Source organism: Acidovorax carolinensis, from assembly GCF_002157145.1.
In the GTDB taxonomy this organism is placed as follows: domain Bacteria; phylum Pseudomonadota; class Gammaproteobacteria; order Burkholderiales; family Burkholderiaceae_C; genus Acidovorax; species Acidovorax carolinensis.
Genome location: NZ_CP021361.1, coordinates 2820547 through 2842500 on the forward strand (window position 1 = coordinate 2820547; position 21954 = coordinate 2842500).

17 protein-coding genes, 2 rRNA genes and 1 pseudogene (1 of these 20 only partly in view) are annotated in these 21954 nt (G+C 60.5%); 4 read left to right on the plus strand and 16 right to left on the minus strand.

Annotation, left to right across the window (positions count from 1 at the left end; genetic code table 11):
• Nucleotides 1–260: 260 nt before the first annotated feature.
• From CBP34_RS13200 to CBP34_RS13210, 3 genes are all read left to right on the plus strand, one after another.
• Nucleotides 261–1481: an ISL3 family transposase gene (locus CBP34_RS13200; protein WP_094098304.1), complete on the plus strand. Its 1221-nt coding sequence runs from the start codon at nt 261–263 to the stop codon at nt 1479–1481.
• Nucleotides 1482–1593: 112 nt separating this feature from the next.
• Nucleotides 1594–1881: a helix-turn-helix transcriptional regulator gene (locus CBP34_RS13205; protein WP_094098305.1), complete on the plus strand. Its 288-nt coding sequence runs from the start codon at nt 1594–1596 to the stop codon at nt 1879–1881.
• Nucleotides 1882–2019: 138 nt separating this feature from the next.
• A complete protein-coding gene (locus CBP34_RS13210) occupies nt 2020–3006 on the plus strand; it encodes a hypothetical protein (RefSeq protein WP_094098306.1) in 987 nt (328 codons plus the stop codon).
• A 247-nt stretch (nt 3007–3253) separates the two neighbouring features.
• Here the strand turns inward: CBP34_RS13210 and istB are convergent, their stop codons facing one another.
• The 3 genes from istB to CBP34_RS19475 all read right to left on the minus strand — a co-directional run bounded on the left by istB (nt 3254) and on the right by CBP34_RS19475 (nt 5937).
• Nucleotides 3254–4075, minus strand: a complete 822-nt coding sequence (istB, locus tag CBP34_RS13220) for an IS21-like element helper ATPase IstB (protein WP_087745763.1) — start codon at nt 4073–4075, stop codon at nt 3254–3256.
• A complete protein-coding gene (gene istA, locus CBP34_RS13225; protein ID WP_087748263.1) occupies nt 4065–5609 on the minus strand; it encodes an IS21 family transposase in 1545 nt (514 codons plus the stop codon). The genes istB and istA overlap by 11 nt, the downstream gene beginning before the upstream one ends.
• Nucleotides 5610–5703: 94 nt before the next feature.
• Nucleotides 5704–5937, minus strand: a complete 234-nt coding sequence (locus CBP34_RS19475) for a hypothetical protein (protein WP_157896478.1) — start codon at nt 5935–5937, stop codon at nt 5704–5706.
• A gap of 197 nt (nt 5938–6134) precedes the next feature.
• Here CBP34_RS19475 and xth point away from each other — a divergent pair, with 197 nt between their 5' ends.
• Nucleotides 6135–6911, plus strand: a complete 777-nt coding sequence (gene xth, locus CBP34_RS13235; protein WP_094098308.1) for an exodeoxyribonuclease III — start codon at nt 6135–6137, stop codon at nt 6909–6911.
• Nucleotides 6912–6995: 84 nt separating this feature from the next.
• Here xth and CBP34_RS13240 read toward each other — a convergent pair whose 3' ends face one another.
• The 13 genes and pseudogenes from CBP34_RS13240 to CBP34_RS13300 form a co-directional block, all read right to left on the minus strand.
• A complete protein-coding gene (locus CBP34_RS13240) occupies nt 6996–7931 on the minus strand; it encodes a ferritin-like domain-containing protein (RefSeq protein WP_094098309.1) in 936 nt (311 codons plus the stop codon).
• A gap of 216 nt (nt 7932–8147) precedes the next feature.
• The gene (ntrC, locus tag CBP34_RS13245) at nt 8148–9764 is read right to left on the minus strand and encodes a nitrogen regulation protein NR(I) (RefSeq protein ID WP_094098310.1); all 1617 of its coding nucleotides are present in this window, start codon (nt 9762–9764) and stop codon (nt 8148–8150) included.
• Nucleotides 9765–9803: 39 nt separating this feature from the next.
• Nucleotides 9804–10826, minus strand: a complete 1023-nt coding sequence (gene glnL / locus CBP34_RS13250; RefSeq protein ID WP_086914125.1) for a nitrogen regulation protein NR(II) — start codon at nt 10824–10826, stop codon at nt 9804–9806.
• Nucleotides 10827–10897: 71 nt separating this feature from the next.
• A complete protein-coding gene (locus tag CBP34_RS13255; RefSeq protein ID WP_086912867.1) occupies nt 10898–11395 on the minus strand; it encodes a hypothetical protein in 498 nt (165 codons plus the stop codon).
• A gap of 210 nt (nt 11396–11605) precedes the next feature.
• Nucleotides 11606–13021 (minus strand): type I glutamate--ammonia ligase, encoded by a 1416-nt coding sequence (gene glnA, locus CBP34_RS13260; RefSeq protein ID WP_086914126.1) that lies wholly within the window; start codon nt 13019–13021, stop codon nt 11606–11608.
• 167 nt (nt 13022–13188) lie between these two features.
• Nucleotides 13189–14013, minus strand: a complete 825-nt coding sequence (locus CBP34_RS13265; protein WP_086912868.1) for a competence/damage-inducible protein A — start codon at nt 14011–14013, stop codon at nt 13189–13191.
• Nucleotides 14010–14921, minus strand: a complete 912-nt coding sequence (locus tag CBP34_RS13270) for an EI24 domain-containing protein (protein WP_094099177.1) — start codon at nt 14919–14921, stop codon at nt 14010–14012. Before CBP34_RS13270 ends, CBP34_RS13265 begins: the two co-directional genes overlap by 4 nt.
• Before the next feature lie 59 nt (nt 14922–14980).
• Nucleotides 14981–16008, minus strand: a pseudogene (locus tag CBP34_RS13275) (sterol desaturase family protein).
• A 63-nt stretch (nt 16009–16071) separates the two neighbouring features.
• Nucleotides 16072–16884 (minus strand): polysaccharide deacetylase family protein, encoded by an 813-nt coding sequence (locus tag CBP34_RS13280; RefSeq protein ID WP_094098311.1) that lies wholly within the window; start codon nt 16882–16884, stop codon nt 16072–16074.
• A 4-nt stretch (nt 16885–16888) separates the two neighbouring features.
• Complete coding sequence (locus CBP34_RS13285; RefSeq protein ID WP_236748423.1) at nt 16889–17839, minus strand: YncE family protein; 951 nt, start codon at nt 17837–17839, stop codon at nt 16889–16891.
• Between the two features lie 216 nt (nt 17840–18055).
• Nucleotides 18056–18805, minus strand: a complete 750-nt coding sequence (locus tag CBP34_RS13290) for a 16S rRNA pseudouridine(516) synthase (protein ID WP_094098312.1) — start codon at nt 18803–18805, stop codon at nt 18056–18058.
• A 108-nt stretch (nt 18806–18913) separates the two neighbouring features.
• Nucleotides 18914–19026 (minus strand): 5S ribosomal RNA (gene rrf, locus CBP34_RS13295).
• A gap of 155 nt (nt 19027–19181) precedes the next feature.
• Nucleotides 19182–21954 (minus strand): 23S ribosomal RNA (locus CBP34_RS13300) (it continues 106 nt past the right edge of the window).

Sequence of the window (21954 nt, forward strand, 5' to 3'; positions counted from 1 at the left end):
GCACAAGTAAAGGTTTTGTGCCACATATGGCCCACTATGGCGTAAATAGGCGCTGGCACGGCGACCAACCGCATCAGGCAGCGACAGAGGCGAAAAATGGGATCGAGGGCCATGGAAGCGTTGCTGTCTGCCCTGGAACCAGGAGGCCGAACCTGCGTGCCGCACGGGAAAAAATATGGTTCATCGAAGAATTCCGTGGAGATGAGCCCGTTCGGCTTGTAATCTGATGGCAGCCAAGCTGTCATCGGAGAACAAATCGAATGCTAGATTCAAACTTGTTGCAGGCCCTTGGCGGCTGGGAGGGCTATGAAGTCGAACGTGTGCAGTGGCCCCAGGGCGACAGCCGCACGGTGTCGATCTACCTGAAGCCGCAGGCCTCGACCATGTATTGCGAACGCTGCGGCGCGCAGTGCAGTCAAGTCCATGAGACCACTACGCGGCGCGTGCGCGATCTGGCCCTATTCGAGTACCGGGTGGTGTTGCATGTGCCGCGTCGGCGTCTGTGGTGCGATAGCTGTGGTGGTCCGCGCCTGGAGAAGCTCAACTGGCTCGGTCGCTACCAGCGCGTCACAGACCGGCTGGCGCAAGCGTGCAGCCAGTTGCTTCGCAGCAGCAACATCAAGGCAGTTGCTGCGTTCTTTGACTTGGGCTGGCACACGGTCAAGTCCATCGACAAGGCCTTGCTGTTGGCAACTACCGCGCAGCCGCAATGGGATCGAATCGAGTACCTGGCGATGGACGAGTTTGCGCTGCACAAGGGCCACCGCTACGCCACAGTAGTTGTCGACCCTATCAGCCGGCAGGTGCTGTGGGTCGGGCAAGGGCGCTCACGCGAGACGGCACGCCAATTCTTCGAGCAATTGCCCGCTGGCGTTGCACAGCGCATTCGCGCGGTCGCGATCGACATGACGACGGCTTACGAGCTTGAGATCAAGGCTAATTGCCCCAACGCCGAGGTCGTCTATGACCTGTTCCATGTCGTGGCCAAGTATGGCCGCGAGGTGGTTGACCGAGTGCGTGTCGATCAGGCCAATCAGTTGCGTCAGCAGCCTTCAGCACGCAGGGTGCTGAAGTCCAGCCGCTGGTTGCTGCTGCGCAACCGCAGCAAGCTACAGCCGCAGCAAGCAGTGCAGCTCAAGGAACTGCTGGCGGCCAACCAACCGTTGATGACGGTATACGTCCTGCGCGACGAGCTTAAGCAGCTGTGGTTCTACCGTCGTCCAGCCTGGGCGCATCGCGCCTGGCAGCATTGGTGTGAGCAAGCCCATCAAAGCGGTATCGCGGCACTGAGCACCTTCGCCCAACGCTTGCAAGGCTACCTGCACGGGATCATTGCCCGATGCCGCCATCCGTTGAACACGAGTGTCGTCGAGGGCATCAACAACACCATCAAAGTCATCAAGCGGCGGGCCTATGGTTATCGCGATCAGGACTACTTCTTCCTGAAGATCCGGGCAGCGTTCCCCGGTATTCCTCGATGAACCAAAAATATGCCCTTCTGCCGCCTCGGCTTGCCCCTGTACGCCCACGTTGGTTTTCAAACGAGACCTCTTGAGTCACTCTGAGGACATGCGCTTTTCACAAGGATTTCTCATGTCGCTCGCACACCCCAACGACCACGGCAACATCCATCGTCTCCCAATGGTGGCCCCTGCCTTCTTCCGCATGGTGGACGTGATGCGCATCACCGCATTGAGCCGGGCCACCCTGTACCGCCGCATCGCCGAGGGGAAATTTCCACCGCCCGTCCACTTGGGCGGAAGAGCGTGTGGCTGGGCCCCGACTGAGCTGCAAGCATGGATCGACGATCCAGAGGGCTATTCGGTTGCCCTTGCGCCGGGCACCGCCGCAATCCAGACAACCACGGGCAACCTTGCATAAACCCGAATCAACAAAGCAAGCCAGAACGCCGGCACCATGTGACCGTCCGCCACAAAACGACAAGGTCGCAACCAAAGATTGCACGATAACAGTATTGATGTTATCGTGCATTTATTATGTTTCTAACGCTTCTCTATCGTGCCCACCCTCGCCACCGCCGTTCAGCACTACCTGCATGAGACGCTGGGCGTCTTCCTGCCGAAATACCAGCCATGGGTGCGTCGTGACGAACTGCCGTATTTTCTGCACGACGCTTTCGACTTTTGGGAAGTTGAGTTGCTCGGGCGCACGGTGCTGGTGGCCATGGACCGCAGCCGCAACCCATCATCCATCAGCGACATCCGGCTGCGAATGGACAAAGTGAGTTCGGTGGCCGGTTACCCCGCCGTCTACGTGACGAATACCCTCGCCTCTTATGAACGCAAGCGACTGATCGAGCAAAAAGTGCCATTCATCGTCCCAGGCAACCAGCTCTACCTTCCAGACCTCGGGATCGACCTTCGCGAGTATTTCCGCCAGCGAACCAACTCCGCACAGTCGCCCATCAGTCCGTCGGCGCAGGCCATGCTGATCACCGCCCTGCTGCGTCCGCATTGGAACCCTGAGTGGCATCCCTCGGAAGCTGCCGCGAGGCTGGGCTATACCTCAATGACCCTGTCACGCGCCGTGCGGGAGTTGACGGCGACGGGGATTGCCAGCGTCCGCAAGGTGGGTCGAGCTCAATATCTGCACCTGGAGTTCCCGCCGCAGGAGACATGGGAGCGGGTCAGGCCTATGCTGCGCAGCCCGGTCCAGCGCACGATCTGGATACGCCACGAGTTCGGCCCCAACCTCCCCAAACGGCTCGCCGGCTTGAGCGCGTTGGCACATCATTCGATGTTGGCTGAACCCCAACAACCGGTCTACGCCGTGAACCGCGCGGCATGGAATGCACTCAATGCCAGTGCACAAAGCGATGGCCCGGCGCCCGGCTACCTTGAGTGTCAGTTGTGGAACTACAGCCCGGCATTGCAGCAGGACAGCGAAACGGTAGATCCGCTTTCGCTCATGCTCAGCCTGCAGGACAGCACCAATGAGCGGGTTCAAGGTGCGCTGGACGAGTTGAAGGAACGACTGCCATGGTGAAGGGGCTCGACATCTTTCGCGCCTGGTTCGAGGCCCACGCTGATCAATACATGTCGGCGCCGATCCAAATCTGAGCCACCGTGCCGACTGAATATTGAGCCAGGGGTGGAAGCCGACGTTTCAAGGGTCGGCTGTGGATAAGTGTAGGTGCTATCCTGGTTTGCTGATCTCCTTGCTGATGTGTTGAAGGCGCTGGGCAAGCCGCGAAGGGCGTAGCCCGTAGCGGCTTGCCCTGCGCGGTGCCTGCTCAGAATGGGTCGGGCTCAGCCTGCGTTGAGGCACTCTTTCGGTCCTGTTCCCGGGCCTTGATCCGCTTCTTCGCAGCGGCCGTGCTGCGGCTGAACCGGATCGACTCGTTGCCCGTCTCCACGATGTGGCAGTGGTGCGTGAGACGGTCCAGCAGCGCGGTGGTCATCTTCGCGTCGCCGAACACGCTGGACCATTCGGCGAAGTCCAGGTTGGTCGTGATCATCACGCTGGTGTGTTCGTACAGCTTGCTCAGCAGGTGGAACAGCAGCGCCCCGCCGGCCTGGCTGAACGGCAGATAACCCAGCTCGTCCAGGATGATCAGGTCCATGCGCAGCAAGCTGGTGGCGATGCGACCGGCCTTGCCCTGCGCCTTCTCCTGCTCCAGTGCGTTAACCAGATCGACCGTGGAGTAGAACCGCACCCGCTTGCCATGGCGGGTGATGCCCGAGACGCCGATGGCAGTGGCCAGATGGGTCTTGCCCGTGCCCGGGCCGCCCACCAGCACCACGTTGTGCGCCTCGTCGGTAAAGGCAGTGCCGGCCAGCGTGGTGACGAGCTTTCGGTCCACCGGCGAGACCGAGAAGTCAAAGCCCGCCATGTCCCGGTGCACCGGGAACTTCGCCGCGTGCATCTGGTGGCTGATCGAGCGCATCGCCCGGTCCGTGCCCTCGGCCTGCAGCAGGTGCTCGATCAGCCAGCGCGAGGTCTCGATGCCCAGGCCGCCGCCATCGCCACCGCCTTGCTCGACCAGATCAGCCCAGGCACCGGCCATGCCGTGCAGGCGCAGCGCCTTGAGTTCGACCAGCACATCAGTCTTCATGGCGGGCTCCTTCGGTGGTGGCGCCCACGGCACTGTCCGCGGTGTCGGCCCGAAGGCTGTCGTAGCGGGCCGTGTTTGCCAGCGGTGGCGTTGTCACCTTCAGCCGTGTGGCCGCCGTGGGAGGTGCCGGCTGCGCGTTGAGCCGGCTCAGCACGTTGACCACATGCTCCACGCTCACCTTGCCTGGCGCACCGCTCTCCAGCGCCAGCTCGATGGCCACCAGCACCGCGTCCAGACCGGCGCCAAGCACAATCGCCAGCACTTGCGCCATCACCCGGTCGCCTCCCGGGTTACGCAATAGCCCGCGGCGCAGCCGCTGCAGTGGCTCGGGCATGTCCGCAAAGGGCGCTCCGTTTCTCAGCGCCCCGGGCTTTCTCTGCAGCAGCGGGATGTAGTGCTGCCAGTCGTACCGGGTCTCGCCCGCGTTGCTCAGACGTTCGTGGCGGGCGATGACCTCATCATCGGCCACGATGACCACGCGGCCCGGGTACAGCCGCGTGCTCACCATCTGGCCCACGCGTTCGCACGGCACCGAATACCGGTTGCGCGCCACAGACACCAGGCAGGTGCTGGAAACCCGCGCGGGTTTCTCGACGTAGCCGTCGAAGGGCAGCGGCATGGGCATGAGGTGCGCCCGCTCGTGTTCGAGCATCTCCGACACGCTGAACTGCTTGTGCTCGGGGTGGCGTACCTCGTCCCACAACGCGCGGCAGCGCTGGCCCAGCCAGGCGTTGAGTTCGGTGAAGCTGCCGAACTTGATCTGCGCCGCGTCGATCCAGATGCGTCGGCGGCTGTCCTGCACGTTCTTCTCCACCACCCCTTTCTCCCAGCCGCTGGCCACGTTGCAGAAGTCCGGGTCATAGAGGTAGTGCGCGCACATGGTGGCAAAGCGCTCGTTGACGATGCGTCCCTTGCCCTTCTTGACCTTGTCTACAGCGGTCTTCATGTTGTCGTAGATGCCCCGGCGTGCCACGCCGCCCAGCGCGGCGAACGATCGGGTGTGGGCATCGAACAGCATCTCGTGACCCTGGCTGGGGTACGCCACCAGCCAGAAGGCCCGCGAAGCACACAGCTTCATATGCGAGACCTGCACCCGGTAGTAGATGCCGCCGATCACCATGCCTTCCTCGCTCCAGTCGAACTGGAAAGCCTCTCCCAGCTCGAAGGCCAGCGGCACGAAGGCATTGACGGCCGCCCCCTGACCCTCGCTCTGGCGCCACGCCCGGATGAAGTCGGTCACCCGCGTGTAACCCCCTTCGTAGCCCGCTTGCCTGATCTCGGCGTACAGCGCCTTGGCCGTGCGCCGCTCGTGTTTGGGCCGCCGTGCATCGGCCTTCAAGGCCAGCATGAGCGCGTCATGAAACGCCGTCAGTTTGTTGGGCTGTTCGCTGCGGCGGTACCTCGGTGGGCCGTCCACCTCGCCGTGCAGCCACTTCGCCACCGTGTTGCGCGATAGCCCTGTCATGCGCGATATCTCGCGCTCCGATTTGTTCTTGCGGGCATACAAATGCCGGATCCTGCCAATCATGTCCATGGTGATCACTCCTTGTCCTCTGCTGCACAAAAAAGCAGCAGATTAAGTTGTTCACCTGGCTCAGTTTTGGGTCGGCACTACCCTCAAAAGTGGCTCAGTTTTCGGTCGGCGCCAACATGTTGACGCCAAAAACATTCGCAAGCACGTCAATGATGTGCTGCGACTCTCGCAATTGCTGACAGCTACGACCCGCATCCCGCTGGACCCGAAGATCGCAGATGACATGAGAAGATTTCTTGAAGCGGCCACCATGGACACCACTCTCGATCCGAAGACTCTGGGTCTCGGCAACAGATCCGTCGCAGAAATCCTTGGCCGTCTTGCCCAAGCCTACGAACTCAACAACGGGGAAATATCATGAACGAGGTCCGTCGCGAATCGCTCCAAGAAGGAGCAAGCATCTGCAAAGGTGAGCCGCAGGCCACTCACGTACCACCTCAAGCAAAATTTATTGGGGGTATATCTGGGGGTACCAACATATTATCAAAAATAAAATTTCTTATAAATCAATAGGATACATTCATAATGAAAATTGCGACCTGGAACGTCAACTCCCTCAGCGTGCGCCTGCCCCAGGTGCTGGCCTGGCTGGCCGCCAACCCGGTCGATGCGCTGTGCCTGCAGGAGCTCAAGCTCACCGACGACAAATTTCCGCACGAGGCGCTGAAAGAGGCAGGCTATGAAGCCGTGGCCTTTGGCCAGAAAACCTACAACGGCGTGGCGATCCTGAGCCGCTACCCGCTGCGCGATGTGGTGCGCAACATTCCGGCTTTCGGCGATGAGCAGGCCCGCGTGATTGCCGCCACCCTGGACACGCCCACCGGCCACTTGCGCCTGATCAACGGTTATTTTGTGAACGGGCAGGCGCCAGGTTCCGAAAAATTTGCCTACAAGATGCGCTGGCTGCAGGCACTGCAGAACATGGTGCGCGCGGAGATGGCGGCGCATCCGCGCCTGGTGCTGGTGGGTGACTTCAACGTGGCACCCGAAGACCGCGACTCGCACGACCCCGTGGGCCTGCGCGAAACCATTCACCACACCACCGAAGAGCGCTCACACTTCCAGGCCCTGCTGGGGCTGGGGCTGACCGATGCCTTTCGCATGTTCGAGCAGCCTGAGAAGAGCTATTCGTGGTGGGACTACCGCATGCTGGGTTTCCAGAAGAACCGGGGCCTGCGCATTGACCACATCCTGGTCAGCGATGCGCTGCGCAGCGCCGTCAGCGCCTGCACCATCGACCGCGCGCCGCGCAAGAACCCGCAGCCCAGCGACCACGCACCGGTGGTGGTGACGCTGGACTAAGGCCGAACGCCGCTTCGCAACTGCTGGCAAAGGCAAGCCGCTACAAAAGCGGCGGGCCAAGGCCTTGCGGCCCCGGTGCTTGGCTTACCGCTGAGCGGCAGCCACGAAGCGGTCGCGCAGTGCGCGCACCTCGTCATGGTTGCGCTGGGCGCCCCGTGCCTGGCGCTCGATCACGGCGCGCACTTCAAATGGCAGCGTCGCTTTCAGGGCCGCGCGGTAGCGGGCCACGGCAGCGTCTTCACCGCGCTCGCACTCCTCCAAGACCGCCTTGTCGTCCTGCGCACTCAGCGCCGACTTCACCGACACCCAGCCCCGGTGCAGCGCGCCGGCCACCGTGCCGCCTATGGCGGGCTCACCGCCGCGTGCGCGCACTTCGCGTTCCAACTCGGCAGCCGCCACCGCACATTCGCTCGCGTGCCTGCGGAAAATCTGCTGCAGCTCGGCAGAATCAGCGTGCTCGGCACAGGCTTTAAAGCCGTATTCACCGTCGCGGCACGATTCGAGCAGATCGTTGAGAACCCCGACCACGTCGCCGTGATCGGCGGCTTGTACCGGACGAACCCGTGCAGCACGGTTCCATGCTGCGCGCGTGGCAGGGCGCACATCCGTCCACGACAGGCCCGAGGCCGCATGGCGGGCGCGCCAGTCATCGGCCAGGCGGGGCTCAATCGCATCAAAATCTCCGTCGTAACGTGACACCGATGTCCAGCCCAGTTCATAGGCAGGCTGGTATTGCTCATAGGTGCGGCCACTGACGTAATAGGGTTCGCTCGCATAGGCGTCGCGCCAGTAGGCGTCTTCCTGCGTGGGGTTCAGCGATTCAGCGGCGGCCTTGCCTGCAAGCCCACCCGCCACGGCACCGACCACACCGCCCACAGCCGCCCCGGCGGGGCCTGCCATCGCGCCCACGGCAGCACCGGTCGCGGCGCCACCCATCGCAGCGCCCAGCCCGGTGCCTACGGGGTGTGCGCCGGGTTCGAGGGTCAGGGGGTCACGGTTGGCCTGGTTGAAATCCGACATTGAAATCTCCGGTTGGTTGACAGTGATTTCATTGTCAGAAGCCCAACCGGACCTGCAGGTCGGCCCATGGAGGGCCTGCATGTAGGACGCGGCCCGCACGGCCAACGCCCCGGCGTGCAGCACCAGCCCAAACAGACGAGCCCACCAGCCAAGGAGGCGCATTCACTATGTTTTTCATAGCTGCTAGCGCTTTATACGCAAGCGCTAAGCAGCTATTTAGCTCTCATCCGGCGCATCAAGCCCCAGTTCCTGGATCTTGCGCGTGATGGTGTTGCGGCCGATGCCCAGCCGCTGCGCGGCCTCCATGCGCCGGCCGTGGGTGGCCGCCAGCGCCGTGCGGATCAGGCGCGATTCAAAGCGCCGTGTGAGGACATCCCATACCTCGGTTTGCCCGTCCGCTAGCAGCTTCTGTGCCTCGGTTTCCAGCGCATGCTCCCAGCCACCGTTGGTAGCGACGTTAGTGGTGACCAGCACGGGCGCTGCACCTTCGATCACCGAAAGGTCACCACTACCCGACTGCGGCGCAAATACCGGCACCGCGCCCGAAGCGGGCGCGGGTGCAGGGGCCGCATGGAGCGGCTCAGGGCGCTCGGCCACCACCGACGCAGCCGGCGCCGCCAGCGTCGCGACGGTGCGCGCAGGTGCCTGATAAACCGGCGATTCCAGCACCTCCGGCGGCAGGTCTTGCAGCGAGATCACCTGGGCCGGTGCCATCACCGTAAGCCAGTGGCAGATGTTTTCCAGCTGGCGCACGTTGCCCGGAAAGGCGAATTGCTCCAGCCGCGCCAGCGCCGACTCGGCGATGCGCTTGGGCTCCACGCCCAGCTGCCGTGCGCTTTGCTGCAGGAAGTGGCGCGTGAGCATGGGCACGTCTTCGTGCCGCTCGCGCAGCGCCGGCAGGCGCAGGCGAATGACGTTGAGGCGGTGGAACAAGTCCTCGCGAAAACCGCCTTCCTTGACGCGCTGCTCCAGATTCTGGTGGGTGGCTGCGATCACGCGCACATGGGCTTTGACGGCCGCATGGCCGCCCACGCGGTAAAACTGGCCGTCGGACAGCACACGCAGCAGCCGCGTTTGCAGATCGAACGGCATGTCTCCGATTTCGTCGAGGAACAGCGTGCCGCCTTCGGCCTGCTCAAAGCGGCCACGTCGCTGCGTCTGCGCACCGGTGAAGGCGCCGCGCTCATGGCCGAAGAGTTCGGATTCGAGCAGGTCTTTCGGAATGGCGGCGGTGTTGATGGCCACGAAGGGGCCGTCCGCGCAGGGCGAATGCTTGTGCAGCGCACGCGCCACCAGCTCCTTGCCCGATCCCGATTCGCCCGTGATGAGCACCGTGACCTGGCTCTGGCTCAGGCGCCCGATGGCCCGAAACACGTCCTGCATTGCAGGCGCCTGGCCCAGCATCTCTGGGGTTTCGGCCTGGCGCTCTTCGGTCACTTCCTCGCGCTGGCTTTCTTCCACCGCGCGGCGGATCAGCTCCACCGCCTTGGGCAGGTCGAACGGCTTGGGCAGGTATTCAAAAGCCCCGCGCTGGAATGACGAGACGGCGCTATCGAGATCGGAGTAGGCCGTCATGATGATGACAGGCAACCCCGGTTGCAGTTCGCGCACTTTTTCAAGCAGCTGAAGGCCCGAGCCCCCAGGCATGCGGATGTCGCTCACCAGGACCTGGGGGCCTTGCCGTGCGGGGTCGCCCACGGCAATTTGCGCCAGCGCTTCCAGCACTTCGCGGGGGTTCGTGAAACTGCGCGTGGGCAGGTTCTCGCGGGCCAGCGCTTTTTCCAGGACGAAGCGGATCGAGGGGTCGTCATCTACTATCCAGATCGGCTTCATGTGTTTTTTTACCTTCGCTGTAGTTGCATGTCGGGGACCTCAGGGCAAGGGAATCAGGATGCGGAAGTCGGTGCGACCCGGCACGCTGTCGCATTCGACCAGCCCATGGTGGCGCTGTACGAATGTTTGTGCCAACGTGAGCCCCAGCCCTGATCCCCCGTCCCGACCCGACACCAGCGGGTAAAAAATCCGCTCTTTGATGGCATCGGGCACGCCCGGTCCGTTGTCGATGACATGCAATTCCAGTGCCAGCCGATACCGCTGGCGACCAAACGTGACCTGTCTGGCCACGCGGGTGCGCAGCGTGATGACGGCATCGCCTTTGGCGATGCGTTCTGCCAGGGCCTGGGCCGCGTTCTGCACGATGTTCAGCAAGGCCTGAATCAGCTGGGCGCGGTCGCCACGAAACTCGGGGATCGAGGTGTCGTAGTCGCGCTGCACGGTAAGGCCCTGCGGGTGTTCGACCAGCACCAGCGAACGCACACGCTCGCACACCTCGTGGATGTTGACGTCCCCCACCAGATGCGGGTGGCGGTGCGGCGCCAGCAGTCGATCCACCAGGCTCTGCAGGCGATCGGCCTCGTGGATGATGACCTGGGTATATTCGGTCAGCTCGCGGTTTTCCAGCTCCATCTCCAGCAGCTGTGCGGCGCCGCGGATGCCGCCCAGCGGGTTCTTGATCTCGTGTGCCAGGTTGCGAACCAGCTCCTTGTTGGCCTGGGCCTGGTCGAGCAGGCGTTCTTCGCGGTCCTGGCGAGCATGCTGCTCCAGAGGCCACAGCTCGACCAGGATTTCGCCCACCTGCTCGGCATCGGCCACGTTGACATGCACAGGCACGGGGTCTTGGTGCAAGCGCTTGAGGCTGGCCTCGTAGCGCAGCGCGGCAAAGTCCTTCACACGCGCACCGGCCAAAGCCGTCTGCAGCAGCGTGGGGTCGGTAAAGAAGGACGAAAAGTCCAAGCCTTCCAGCATGCGCCGCGACAACCCCAGCGTGTTCTCCAGCGCCGCATTGGCAAACTGCACGGCGCCGTCTGAACGCAGCACCGCCACCAGCGTAGACATCAGGTCCAGCGGGTGAAAGCGCTCCGTTTCAGCGGCAGGAGAGTCGGGCAGCACCAAGCGCTCCACCGCGCTTACTTCGGACTGCCTGGAAGGCGTGCCAGCTCGCGACGGATTCCGGCCAGGTCACTCTCGCTGCGCGCAACACTGGCCTTGAGTTCGGCCGTGCGCTCCAGGTAAACCTGCGGATTGCGCAGGTCCAGCGCATTGCGCTCGGGCGCCCCGTTGTTGTATTCCTTGAGCAATTCGGCGTGGCGTGCCTCGGCCTTGCGCAACTCGGACTCCAGAATGGCGCGGGCATCCGCATCGCGCGCGCGCTGGTCGTTGTTTTCCACGCGTGGCGCACCGGCGGGCGAGGCAGCAGGAGCACCGGGGGTTGCAACGCCCGATGCCTTGGCGCGGGCGCCCTGCACCACCGTCACGTTGCCGCCCTCGACCAGCTTGCAGCCGCGTTCCTTGGCCTGGGCGGCGTTGTTGGTGTATTCATTGCCGCAGCGATAGATGCGGTCTTGTGCCCAGGCGGCTGGCGCCATGGCGGCGATGACTATCAGGGTAGTGAGCGTTTGTTTCATTCAGTTTCCTCGCACATGCTATGCAGGGGTGCAGTTGAGTATCCCCCAATCGCCGCGCATCACCAATTGGACAGCCGCAACCGATACAGGCTATTGGGGAAGGATGCAACAGGTGATTGCTTGGTTCCTGAACCGGCCTCCAGATATCGTGGCGCCATGAAAAAAGGCGGCTTGCGCCGCCTTTGGATGCAATGGCCTGGTGGCAGGCAATTACAGCGAGTAGTACATGTCGTACTCGACCGGGTGAACGGACATACGGAAGCGCGTGACTTCGCTCATCTTCAGGTCGATGTAGGCGTCGATCATGCTTTCGGAGAACACGCCACCCTTGGTCAGGAAACCGCGGTCCTTGTCCAGCGCTTCCAGCGCCTGGTCGAGGCTGTGGCAAACGGTTGGAACCAGCTTGTCTTCCTCGGGCGGCAGATGGTACAGATCCTTCGTGGCGGCTTCGCCCGGATGGATCTTGTTTTCCACGCCGTCCAGACCCGCCATCAGCAGGGCGGCAAAGCCCAGGTAAGGATTCATCAGTGGATCAGGGAAACGGGCTTCCACGCGACGGCCCTTGGGGTTGGCCACGTAAGGGATGCGGATCGAGGCCGAACGGTTCTTGGCCGAATAGGCCAGCTTCACCGGGGCTTCAAAGTGGGGCACCAGGCGCTTGTAGCTGTTGGTGCCAGGGTTGGTGATGGCGTTGAGCGCACGGGCGTGCTTGATGATGCCGCCGATGTAGTACAGGGCAAAGTCCGACAGGCCTGCATAGCCGTCGCCGGCAAACAGGTTCTTGCCATCCTTCCAGACCGATTGGTGCACATGCATGCCCGAACCGTTGTCGCCGTGGTAGGGCTTGGGCATGAACGTGGCGGTCTTGCCGTAGGCATTGGCCACGTTGTGAATCACATACTTTTGCAGCATGGTCCAGTCAGCGCGCTCGACCAGGGTGCTGAATCGCGTGCCGATTTCGTTCTGGCCGGCGCCCGCCACTTCGTGGTGAAACACTTCGACCGGAATGCCCAGGGATTCGAGGATCAGCGACATCTCGGCGCGCATGTCTTGCGTGCTGTCGACAGGTGGCACGGGGAAGTAACCGCCCTTGACGGTGGGACGGTGGCCACGGTTGCCGCCTTCGAGCTTGGAGCCGGTGTTCCAGGGTGCTTCGTACTCTTCGATTTCGTAGAAGGTGTGGTTGGGCTCGGTGCTCCAGCGCACGCCGTCGAAGATGAAGAATTCGGGTTCGGGGCCGAAGAATGCCGTGTCGCCCAGGCCAGAGGCCTTCAGGTAGGCTTCGGCGCGCTTGGCCACCGAGCGGGGGTCGCGGTCATAGGCCTTGCCGTCGCTGGGCTCGATCACGTCGCAGGTCAGGATCAGCGTCGTTTCTTCGAAAAACGGGTCGATGTTGGCCGAATTCGGGTCAGGAATCAGCTGCATGTCAGAGGCTTCGATGCCCTTCCAGCCGGCAATCGACGAGCCGTCAAAGGCATGGCCCGAAATGAACTTGTCTTCGTCAAAATGCGAGACGGGCACCGTGGTGTGGTGCTGTTTGCCACGGGTATCGGTAAAACGGAAGTCCACGAATTTGACTTCGTTCTCCTTCACCAGCTTCATCACGTCTGCAACGGTCTTGGCCATCAGGTTCTCCTGGATAAAACGCTTGTTAAAAAAGTCTGCCAAGCGAAAAGCAGTTTGCGTGCCAGGCGAGTGCCAGGCCTGCACTGGGACGGAGCACTCAGGGCAAAGCCGCAGAATCCCCGGCACCAAAAATCACCAAAACGGTGCACCCCTGCATTCATTGGGCTTCACTGAAGTTTTCGCACCAATTCTGGGCCGCAATTGGCACCAATGGCGTGCAAACCCGTTTGCAGGTCTGCCCACGCGGCGGGAACATCTTCAGCAGGCCCCTTCACGCCCAATTCTATGTGGCGCCCGTATTGTGGGTGATCAACGCTGGGCAGGCTGAACACCCGGATCCGGGCGTGCTGCTGCTCTATGCGCTGCATCAAGGGCGTGAGCACCGCCTCCATGGCCCCAAAGACAATGACGGACTGTTCGGTCTGTGGCGATCGGTTGAACAAATGCGGGTATTCGTGGTCCAGCACCCATTCGATCATGGGCCATGCCATCACCGGAAAGCCCGGCACAAAATGTACCGCCCCGCCACCCGGGCCATTGCAGCTGAAGCCGGGAATTTTGTTGTAGGGGTTGGGGATGATGCGCGCGCCCTGGGGAAACATGCCCATGTTGAGCCGATGCACGTTGTCCGGGCGGTTTGCTTCATAGGGCACACCCTGCTCGCGTGCCGTGTCTTGCATGCGCTCGCGGATCAGGGCCTCGGCTTCAGGGTGCAGCACCAGATCCACACCCAGCGCCTTGGCCGCGCACTGGCGCGTGTGGTCATCCGGGGTGGCACCGATTCCGCCGCACGAAAACACCATATCGGCAGACGAGAACGCGCGGTGCAATGTGGCCGTAATGCGCTCGGGGCTGTCGCCCACATAGTCGGCATAGGACAAGGCCAGCCCGCGTGCCGCCAGCAACTCAATGACCTTGGGCATGTGCTTGTCGGCACGCTTGCCCGAAAGAATCTCATCGCCCACGATGATCAGGCCGATATGCGAACTCATGGCAACTTATTCTCCGAAGTGAAGGCTTCATCAGGGGCTGCGCCCGGGTGGTTGGCAAAGGCAACAGCGGCTTGATCGCTGACAGGGGCCGCCGTTGCCGACGGCGCACCGCCGCCCTCCCGTCGAAGGCGCTCCAGTGCGGCAAGGCAGTAATGCGCAAACCACAGGGAAGAGAAGGCAAAAACCAGGGTGTAAATCCAGATCGCCAGCGGTACCAGAACAAAAAAAGCCGCCGCAAAAACCACGCCGGAAGCCCATACGAGGCTGGGCGCCGCGCCCAGATAACCGGTCAATACACCGATTCCCAGCAGGCTGGTCCGGTGGCGGCGCAATATCTCGCGCCGCTCTTCCTTGCTCGCATGCTCGGCCAATGCATCGAACGCCATGACGCGGTAGGTAAGCCAGCCCCAGATCAGCGGCGGCAGCACCAGCACCAGAGGCGGCACCAACCACAATGGAATCGACACCACCAGGGCAACCACTGCCAGCACGGTGGAACCCAAAGACCACACAGCGCCAGCCCAGAAAGATCCGCCCCTCTTGCGCTCGAGATGGGGAAAACGACGCTGTGCCACCAGGGCCACCAGTGCGGGCGTCATCAGCAGCGCGACTGCCAGTAGCGAAACCATCACCAGCACGGGCGTGACGACCAGGATCACCATGAGTGGTGCCATCACGGCGGTCACATCGCCCACGCCCCAAGCATGGAGCCAGCCCCAGAAGGTGGCAAGCAGCGTGGAAGACTCCAGCATAGAGCGCATGCCCCGTACGGCGCCATCCCAGTAGAAATAGCCCAGGGCGCCGCCCAAAACCCCGATCAGCAGCAATGGCACCATTGACAGCATGATCACGCGCGGGCGCAGGCAATACACCGCTGCACGCCAGAAAGAATCAACCAGAAGTCCCATGCCGGCAAGCATACCCTGACCGCCTGGGAAACGGCTCAAAGGGTGGCTTGAACGCGGGTTCAGGCTTTCCCAACCAGCCTGAGCACGCCACGCCATTGCTGGGACCAGAACCCCCTGCCATAGTCGCGCAGGCGGCCCTGCGGATCGGGCTCCACCTGGTCTCTTACGCCCGTGGGGTCGTAGCGGAGCTGGAAATCGGCCGTACCAAACAACATGTCCCACCAGGGCAATAGCACGCCGAAGTTATGCCCGCCCAGGACTGCCTTCCGGCCCGTTGGCGGCAGCGTGCCTGAGGCCATGTCGGCGGAGGGATGCGCCGTTGGCGTGGTCTCATGGCCGACGCCAATGGTGTGGTGCCGACGGTGAAACCGGGGGCTGATCCACAGCCGCTCACCCCAGCGGCCAAACCACAGGCGCAGGTTGGCGTGCTGAAAGCTCTCGCTCAGCTGGGTGATGGCCACAATGGCAATGAATTGCCCGGGAGCCACACCAATGGCTTGCGCCACGATCACCAGCAGCGTGTCTCTGAGCACGTCGTCGAGCAGATGGTTGCGGTTGTCGCTCCACATCGTCATCTGACGCTGTGCATGGTGCAGGGAATGCAGGCGCCACCACCACTCAAAATGGTGCTGGCCTCGGTGCAGCCAGTAGTCCACGAAATCAAAAACGACCAGGTAGAGCAGCAGGCTGACCCATGGAATATCCGTAACCCCGGCCACAGGCCGTCGAGCTGCAGCGTGCTGATACCGACCACCCGAAGCGAGCCAAACAGCATGTCCGTCAAGGGAGCAATGGCAAAGAACAGGAGCACCCGAAACAGGCCCAGCCGGTGCAGCAGCGTGTAAGCCATGTCGGTGCGGATGGTCGCCCGGTCGGTAACGGGCTCCACCGGGCGCCAGCGCTGCAAGGGACCGAACACCGCCACGATGACCACCAGTTGCAGCAGGCCAACCAGCAACCACCCGGTGGCCGCGTATCCGTTTTCCAGCAGATTGCCAAGCCCCAAGGCAAAGAGCAAAGGCTGCAGCGTGGACTCGAACAACCACTGCTGCGCCCCATTGAAGGCGTCGGCCCACCACTCCATCATTTCACCCCTTTGTCATTGTTTTGCGACCGACGATGGTGTCTGAACGCCGCGATCACGCCCCCGTCAACGCAGCTGAACTGCTGCGTAATCCGGATGCTCGCGCAATGTGCGAAAACAGAAACCTTTCGCCTTCAACCCCACAATCAGCGGCTCCAGCACGGCAGGAGCCCAGGCATCTTTGCGTGACCAGATGCCCAGATGCGCCATCAGGATGTCGCCACTGCGTATGTCTTGCAGCGCCTTGCGCAGCAGCGCTTCGTTGCTGAATTTTTCACTGGACAGCTCATCCCCCAAAAACCCTGCCGGCGCCCAACCCACATGGGTGTAGCCACACGCCTTGGCGCTGGCGATCAGTTGGGGCGATGTCTTGCCACCGGGTGCCCGGAACAGGGGCAAGGGTTTCTGCCCTGTAAGAGCCTGCAATCGATCCGCAGCACGGCCCAGTTCTTCGCAGTATTCCGGCGCGCCCATCGTGAACTCCTGCCCCTGGCGCGGACCGGCCGAGGGCCGCACGCGAAACGCCGGCGCTGCCGCATCACCGAGGTCCGCACGCCAGTACACATGGTTCCAGGTGTGGGAGGCAAAGGCATGGCCTTCCGCACCGCGGGCGCGCCACCACGCTGCCCAGTGCGCGCCCAAGCTGCCATCGCCCTGCTTTGTCGGTTCTTGCGCGGCAAAAAAGGTCACCCGGACCTGCTGGCGTTGCAGCACGTCCGCGATCAGCGGAGCCACCTCCATGTGGCCGGTGTCGAAGGTGAGGTAGAGCGGTTTTTTACAGTCGTTTTGAGCACTAGCGCTTATGGGTAAAGCGCAAACAGCTATCAAAAATGATGCGTTTACAGCCCATCCCCTGCGCCGCATGATCGCCTCGCACATGGCGTCACCGGGGTGCGTGCTGCAACGTCCATACGCCATGGGGCGACTTCCCTACAGCGACTTGCCGCACAACCTTGCCAGCCTGGGTATCCACCACCGATAGCTTGCGTGCCCAGCGTGAGCTTACGTAAATCCAGCGGCCATCGGCCGACACGTCCATGCAATCGGGCCCCCCCGGCACTGGATAGGTGGCAACCACCTCTTGCGTTCCCATGTCAATCTTGCTGATCGAGTTGGCCACACGGTTGCTGACATAGAGGTGGCGACCGTCTCCCGCAGCCCGGAAGGCATGCGCACCATTGCCGGTGGTGATTTTCTTGATACTGCGCGGCTCACGTCCGGAAATATCAAACACCTCAACCCCATCGCTTCCCGTTAACCCGACAAAAAGCCGCCGATCGTCGCCACTGCCGTACACGTCCGCCGGCATGGCGCCGGTCTTGGTGCGCCATTTGATGGTCTGCGTGGCGATGTCCATGGCAACGAGTTCATCGCTGTCCTGCATGGACACATAAACCGTGGTGCTGCGGCTGTCTATCCACATGTGGCTGGGTGTGCGCGACGTGGCCACGCGCTTGACCAGCACAGGCTCGTTCCCATCCCAACGGTAAAAGTCGACATGGTTGAGCCGGTTGGCCGCGGTGATGAGCCACTTCATGTCAGGTGAAAAGCGCAGATGGTACGGATCGACAATGCCGCGGACAGTCCGCTGCACTTGCGCCGTCCGCGGATCCACGAAGGTCAGCGTGTCGCCCAGCGCATTGGCCACAATCAGGGACTTTTCATCCGGAGTCAAGTACAGATGGTGCGGCTCCTTGCCCGTGGGAATGCGCACAGTTTCGGTCCAGGTGACCGGGTCAATCACGCTGACATTCGCCTCAAGCGAATTCAGGACAAAAACAGGGGGTGGCGCGGACGTTGCCGCATTGGCGACAGACAACGCAAACCCAGCCAAGATGGCGCAGCAATGTGCAGCAGAAAAAATCTTCACAGGAACCCACTTTCAGATCAGCAGAGGAGTTTAGCGCCGCACACCCTGCGCCTTCGCGCCGAAGACGTAACAACGGGAGAGTCGGCTATGTATGAACCGGAAAAATTTTCCAGAAACTCAGCGCATCGACAGGAGGTCGAGCCGAAATGTCGCTTGAAGGTATGCCCTGCGGAGACCTGATCACGAAACAGGATTCAGCCTGACCAGATCCTCGGCAGACAACCATTTCCACTGCCCAGGTGCAAGGTCCGGGGGAAGATCCAGCGTGCCGATGCCCGAGCGATGCAACGCTTCTACCCGATTGCCCACAGCGGCCAGCATGCGCTTGACCTGGTGGTACTTGCCTTCAGTCAGGGTCAGGTCTAGACGATGGCTGTCCACGGGCGTGCAAGCAGAGGCGCGCACGGGTTTGGGATCGTCATCGAGCACAACTCCTGCCAGCAACTTGCCGATTTGCAAATCGTCCACCGGATGTTTGGTGGTTACCCGGTACACCTTGGGAACATGTTTCTTTGGCGAACTCATGCGATGGATGAAATGCCCATCGTCGCTGAGCAACAAAAGACCCGTTGTGTCCTGATCAAGACGGCCAACAGCTTGCACGCCTTGAATGGCACTCTTGCACGGTCTTTGCCGCAGCGGAGCTGGTAGCAAGGTGTAGATGCTGGGGTAAGTTGAGGGCTTCTGCGAACATTCTGTGCCCGCAGGCTTGTGCAGCATCACATACGCTTTGGCGTGATAGGGCCACTCCACCCCTTGTACCCGTAAACCCAGCTCCGTTGTATCGAAATCCATCGACGCGTCCGTACATGGAACGAAGGAAGCGCCCTGGTCGAGGCTGGCCGTCTCCACCCACCCATGCTGCACAAGTCCTGCGCAGACACGACGGGTACCAAACCCTTGAGAATACAGAATATCTTGGAGTTGCATCACCCTGTTCCGACCAGTTTTCCGTCCGAATAAAACGCAAATATGTTTGTCGTCCAAAGCAGAAACGCCCCACTCAGAGGTTGAGTGGGGCGTTGCTGGGCTGTAAGAGCCTGACGATGACCTACTTTCACACGGGAACCCGCACTATCATCGGCGCAAAGTCGTTTCACTGTCCTGTTCGGGATGGGAAGGAGTGGTACCAACTTGCTATGGTCATCAGGCATAACTTGTTGTCGTGCTGCTCGTGGGAGCAACACAACGAATTCATAGAGTTTGGAATCAGATTTTTGTGTCTTTTGACTGCGTCAACTTGGCATAACAATCTTTGAGCTTCTCACACAAGCATTACTGTTTGCGCTTTGGCTATCAAAGTTATAGGGTCAAGCCGCACGAGCAATTAGTACTGGTTAGCTTAACGCATTACTGCGCTTCCACACCCAGCCTATCAACGTCCTGGTCTTGAACGACTCTTTAGGGGGCTCAAGGCCCCGGCAGATCTCATCTTGAAACGAGTTTCCCGCTTAGATGCTTTCAGCGGTTATCTCTTCCACACTTAGCTACTCGGCAATGCCACTGGCGTGACAACCGATACACCAGAGGTGTGTCCACTCCGGTCCTCTCGTACTAGGAGCAGGCTTCCTCAAATCTGCAGCGCCCACGGAAGATAGGGACCAAACTGTCTCACGACGTTTTAAACCCAGCTCACGTACCTCTTTAAATGGCGAACAGCCATACCCTTGGGACCGGCTACAGCCCCAGGATGAGATGAGCCGACATCGAGGTGCCAAACACCGCCGTCGATATGAACTCTTGGGCGGTATCAGCCTGTTATCCCCAGAGTACCTTTTATCCGTTGAGCGATGGCCCTTCCATACAGAACCACCGGATCACTATGTCCTGCTTTCGCATCTGCTCGACTTGTCAGTCTCGCAGTTAAGCACGCTTATGCCATTGCACTATCGTCACGATGTCCGACCGTAACTAGCGTACCTTCGAACTCCTCCGTTACGCTTTGGGAGGAGACCGCCCCAGTCAAACTGCCTACCATGCACTGTCCCCGATCCAGATAATGGACCTAGGTTAGAACCTCAAACACACCAGGGTGGTATTTCAACGTTGGCTCCATGAGAACTAGCGTCCTCACTTCAAAGCCTCCCACCTATCCTACACAGATCTGTTCAAAGTCCAATACAAAGCTACAGTAAAGGTTCATGGGGTCTTTCCGTCTTTCCGCGGGGAGATTGCATCATCACAAACATTTCAACTTCGCTGAGTCTCAGGAGGAGACAGTGTGGCCATCGTTACGCCATTCGTGCAGGTCGGAACTTACCCGACAAGGAATTTCGCTACCTTAGGACCGTTATAGTTACGGCCGCCGTTTACTGGGACTTCAATCAAGAGCTTGCACCCCATCATTTAATCTTCCAGCACCGGGCAGGCGTCACACCCTATACGTCCACTTTCGTGTTTGCAGAGTGCTGTGTTTTTATTAAACAGTCGCAGCCACCGATTTTTTGCAACCCCGTTGGGCTCGCCTTGTACAGGTTCACCTACTTGGGGCATACCTTCTCCCGAAGTTACGGTATCAATTTGCCGAGTTCCTTCTCCTGAGTTCTCTCAAGCGCCTTAGAATACTCATCTCGCGCACCAGTGTCGGTTTGCGGTACGGTCGTGTGTAGCTGAAGCTTAGTGGCTTTTCCTGGAAGCAGGGTATCACTCACTTCGGCTGCAAGCAGCCTCGTTATCACCCCTCATCTAAGCCCGGCGGATTTGCCTACCGGGCACGACTACAGGCTTGAACCAACATATCCAACAGTTGGCTGAGCTAACCTTCTCCGTCCCCACATCGCACTACACATCGGTACAGGAATATTGACCTGTTTCCCATCAGCTACGCATCTCTGCCTCGCCTTAGGGGCCGACTCACTCTACGCCGATGAACGTTGCGTAGAAAACCTTGCGCTTACGGCGAGGGGGCTTTTCACCCCCTTTAACGCTACTCATGTCAGCATTCGCACTTCTGATACCTCCAGCATCCGTTACCAGACACCTTCACAGGCCTACAGAACGCTCTCCTACCACGTGCAATAAATTGCACATCCGCAGCTTCGGTAACTGGCTTAGCCCCGTTACATCTTCCGCGCAGGACGACTCGATCAGTGAGCTATTACGCTTTCTTTAAATGATGGCTGCTTCTAAGCCAACATCCTGACTGTTTTAGCCTTCCCACTTCGTTTCCCACTTAGCCAATTTTAGGGACCTTAGCTGGCGGTCTGGGTTGTTTCCCTCTTGAGTCCGGACGTTAGCACCCGGTGCTCTGTCTCCCAAGCTGTACTCTGCGGTATTCGGAGTTTGCATAGGTTTGGTAAGTCGCCATGACCCCCTAGCCTAAACAGTGCTCTACCCCCGCAGGTAATACTTGAGGCACTACCTAAATAGTTTTCGGAAAGAACCAGCTATTTCCAAGTTTGTTTAGCCTTTCACCCCTATCCACAGCTCATCCCCTAGTTTTGCAACACTAGTGGGTTCGGACCTCCAGTACCTGTTACGGCACCTTCATCCTGGCCATGGATAGATCACTTGGTTTCGGGTCTACACCCAGCGACTGATTCGCCCTATTCGGACTCGATTTCTCTACGGCTTCCCTATTCGGTTAACCTTGCCACTGAATGTAAGTCGCTGACCCATTATACAAAAGGTACGCAGTCACCCCTAAGGGCTCCTACTTTTTGTAAGCATGCGGTTTCAGGATCTATTTCACTCCCCTCCCGGGGTTCTTTTCGCCTTTCCCTCACGGTACTGGTTCACTATCGGTCGATTACGAGTATTTAGCCTTGGAGGATGGTCCCCCCATATTCAGACAGGATTTCTCGTGTCCCGCCCTACTTTTCTCCAGCTTAGTACCACACGTCTGTTTTCGCATACAGGGCTATCACCTGCTATGGCCGGACTTTCCATTCCGTTTTGCTAACAGTCGTGCTATCACTAGAAGGCTCTTCCGATTTCGCTCGCCACTACTTTCGGAATCTCGGTTGATGTCTTTTCCTCGAGCTACTGAGATGTTTCAGTTCACCCGGTTCGCCTCGCATGACTATGTATTCATCATGCGATACCTCTTGCGAGGTGGGTTTCCCCATTCAGAAATCTCC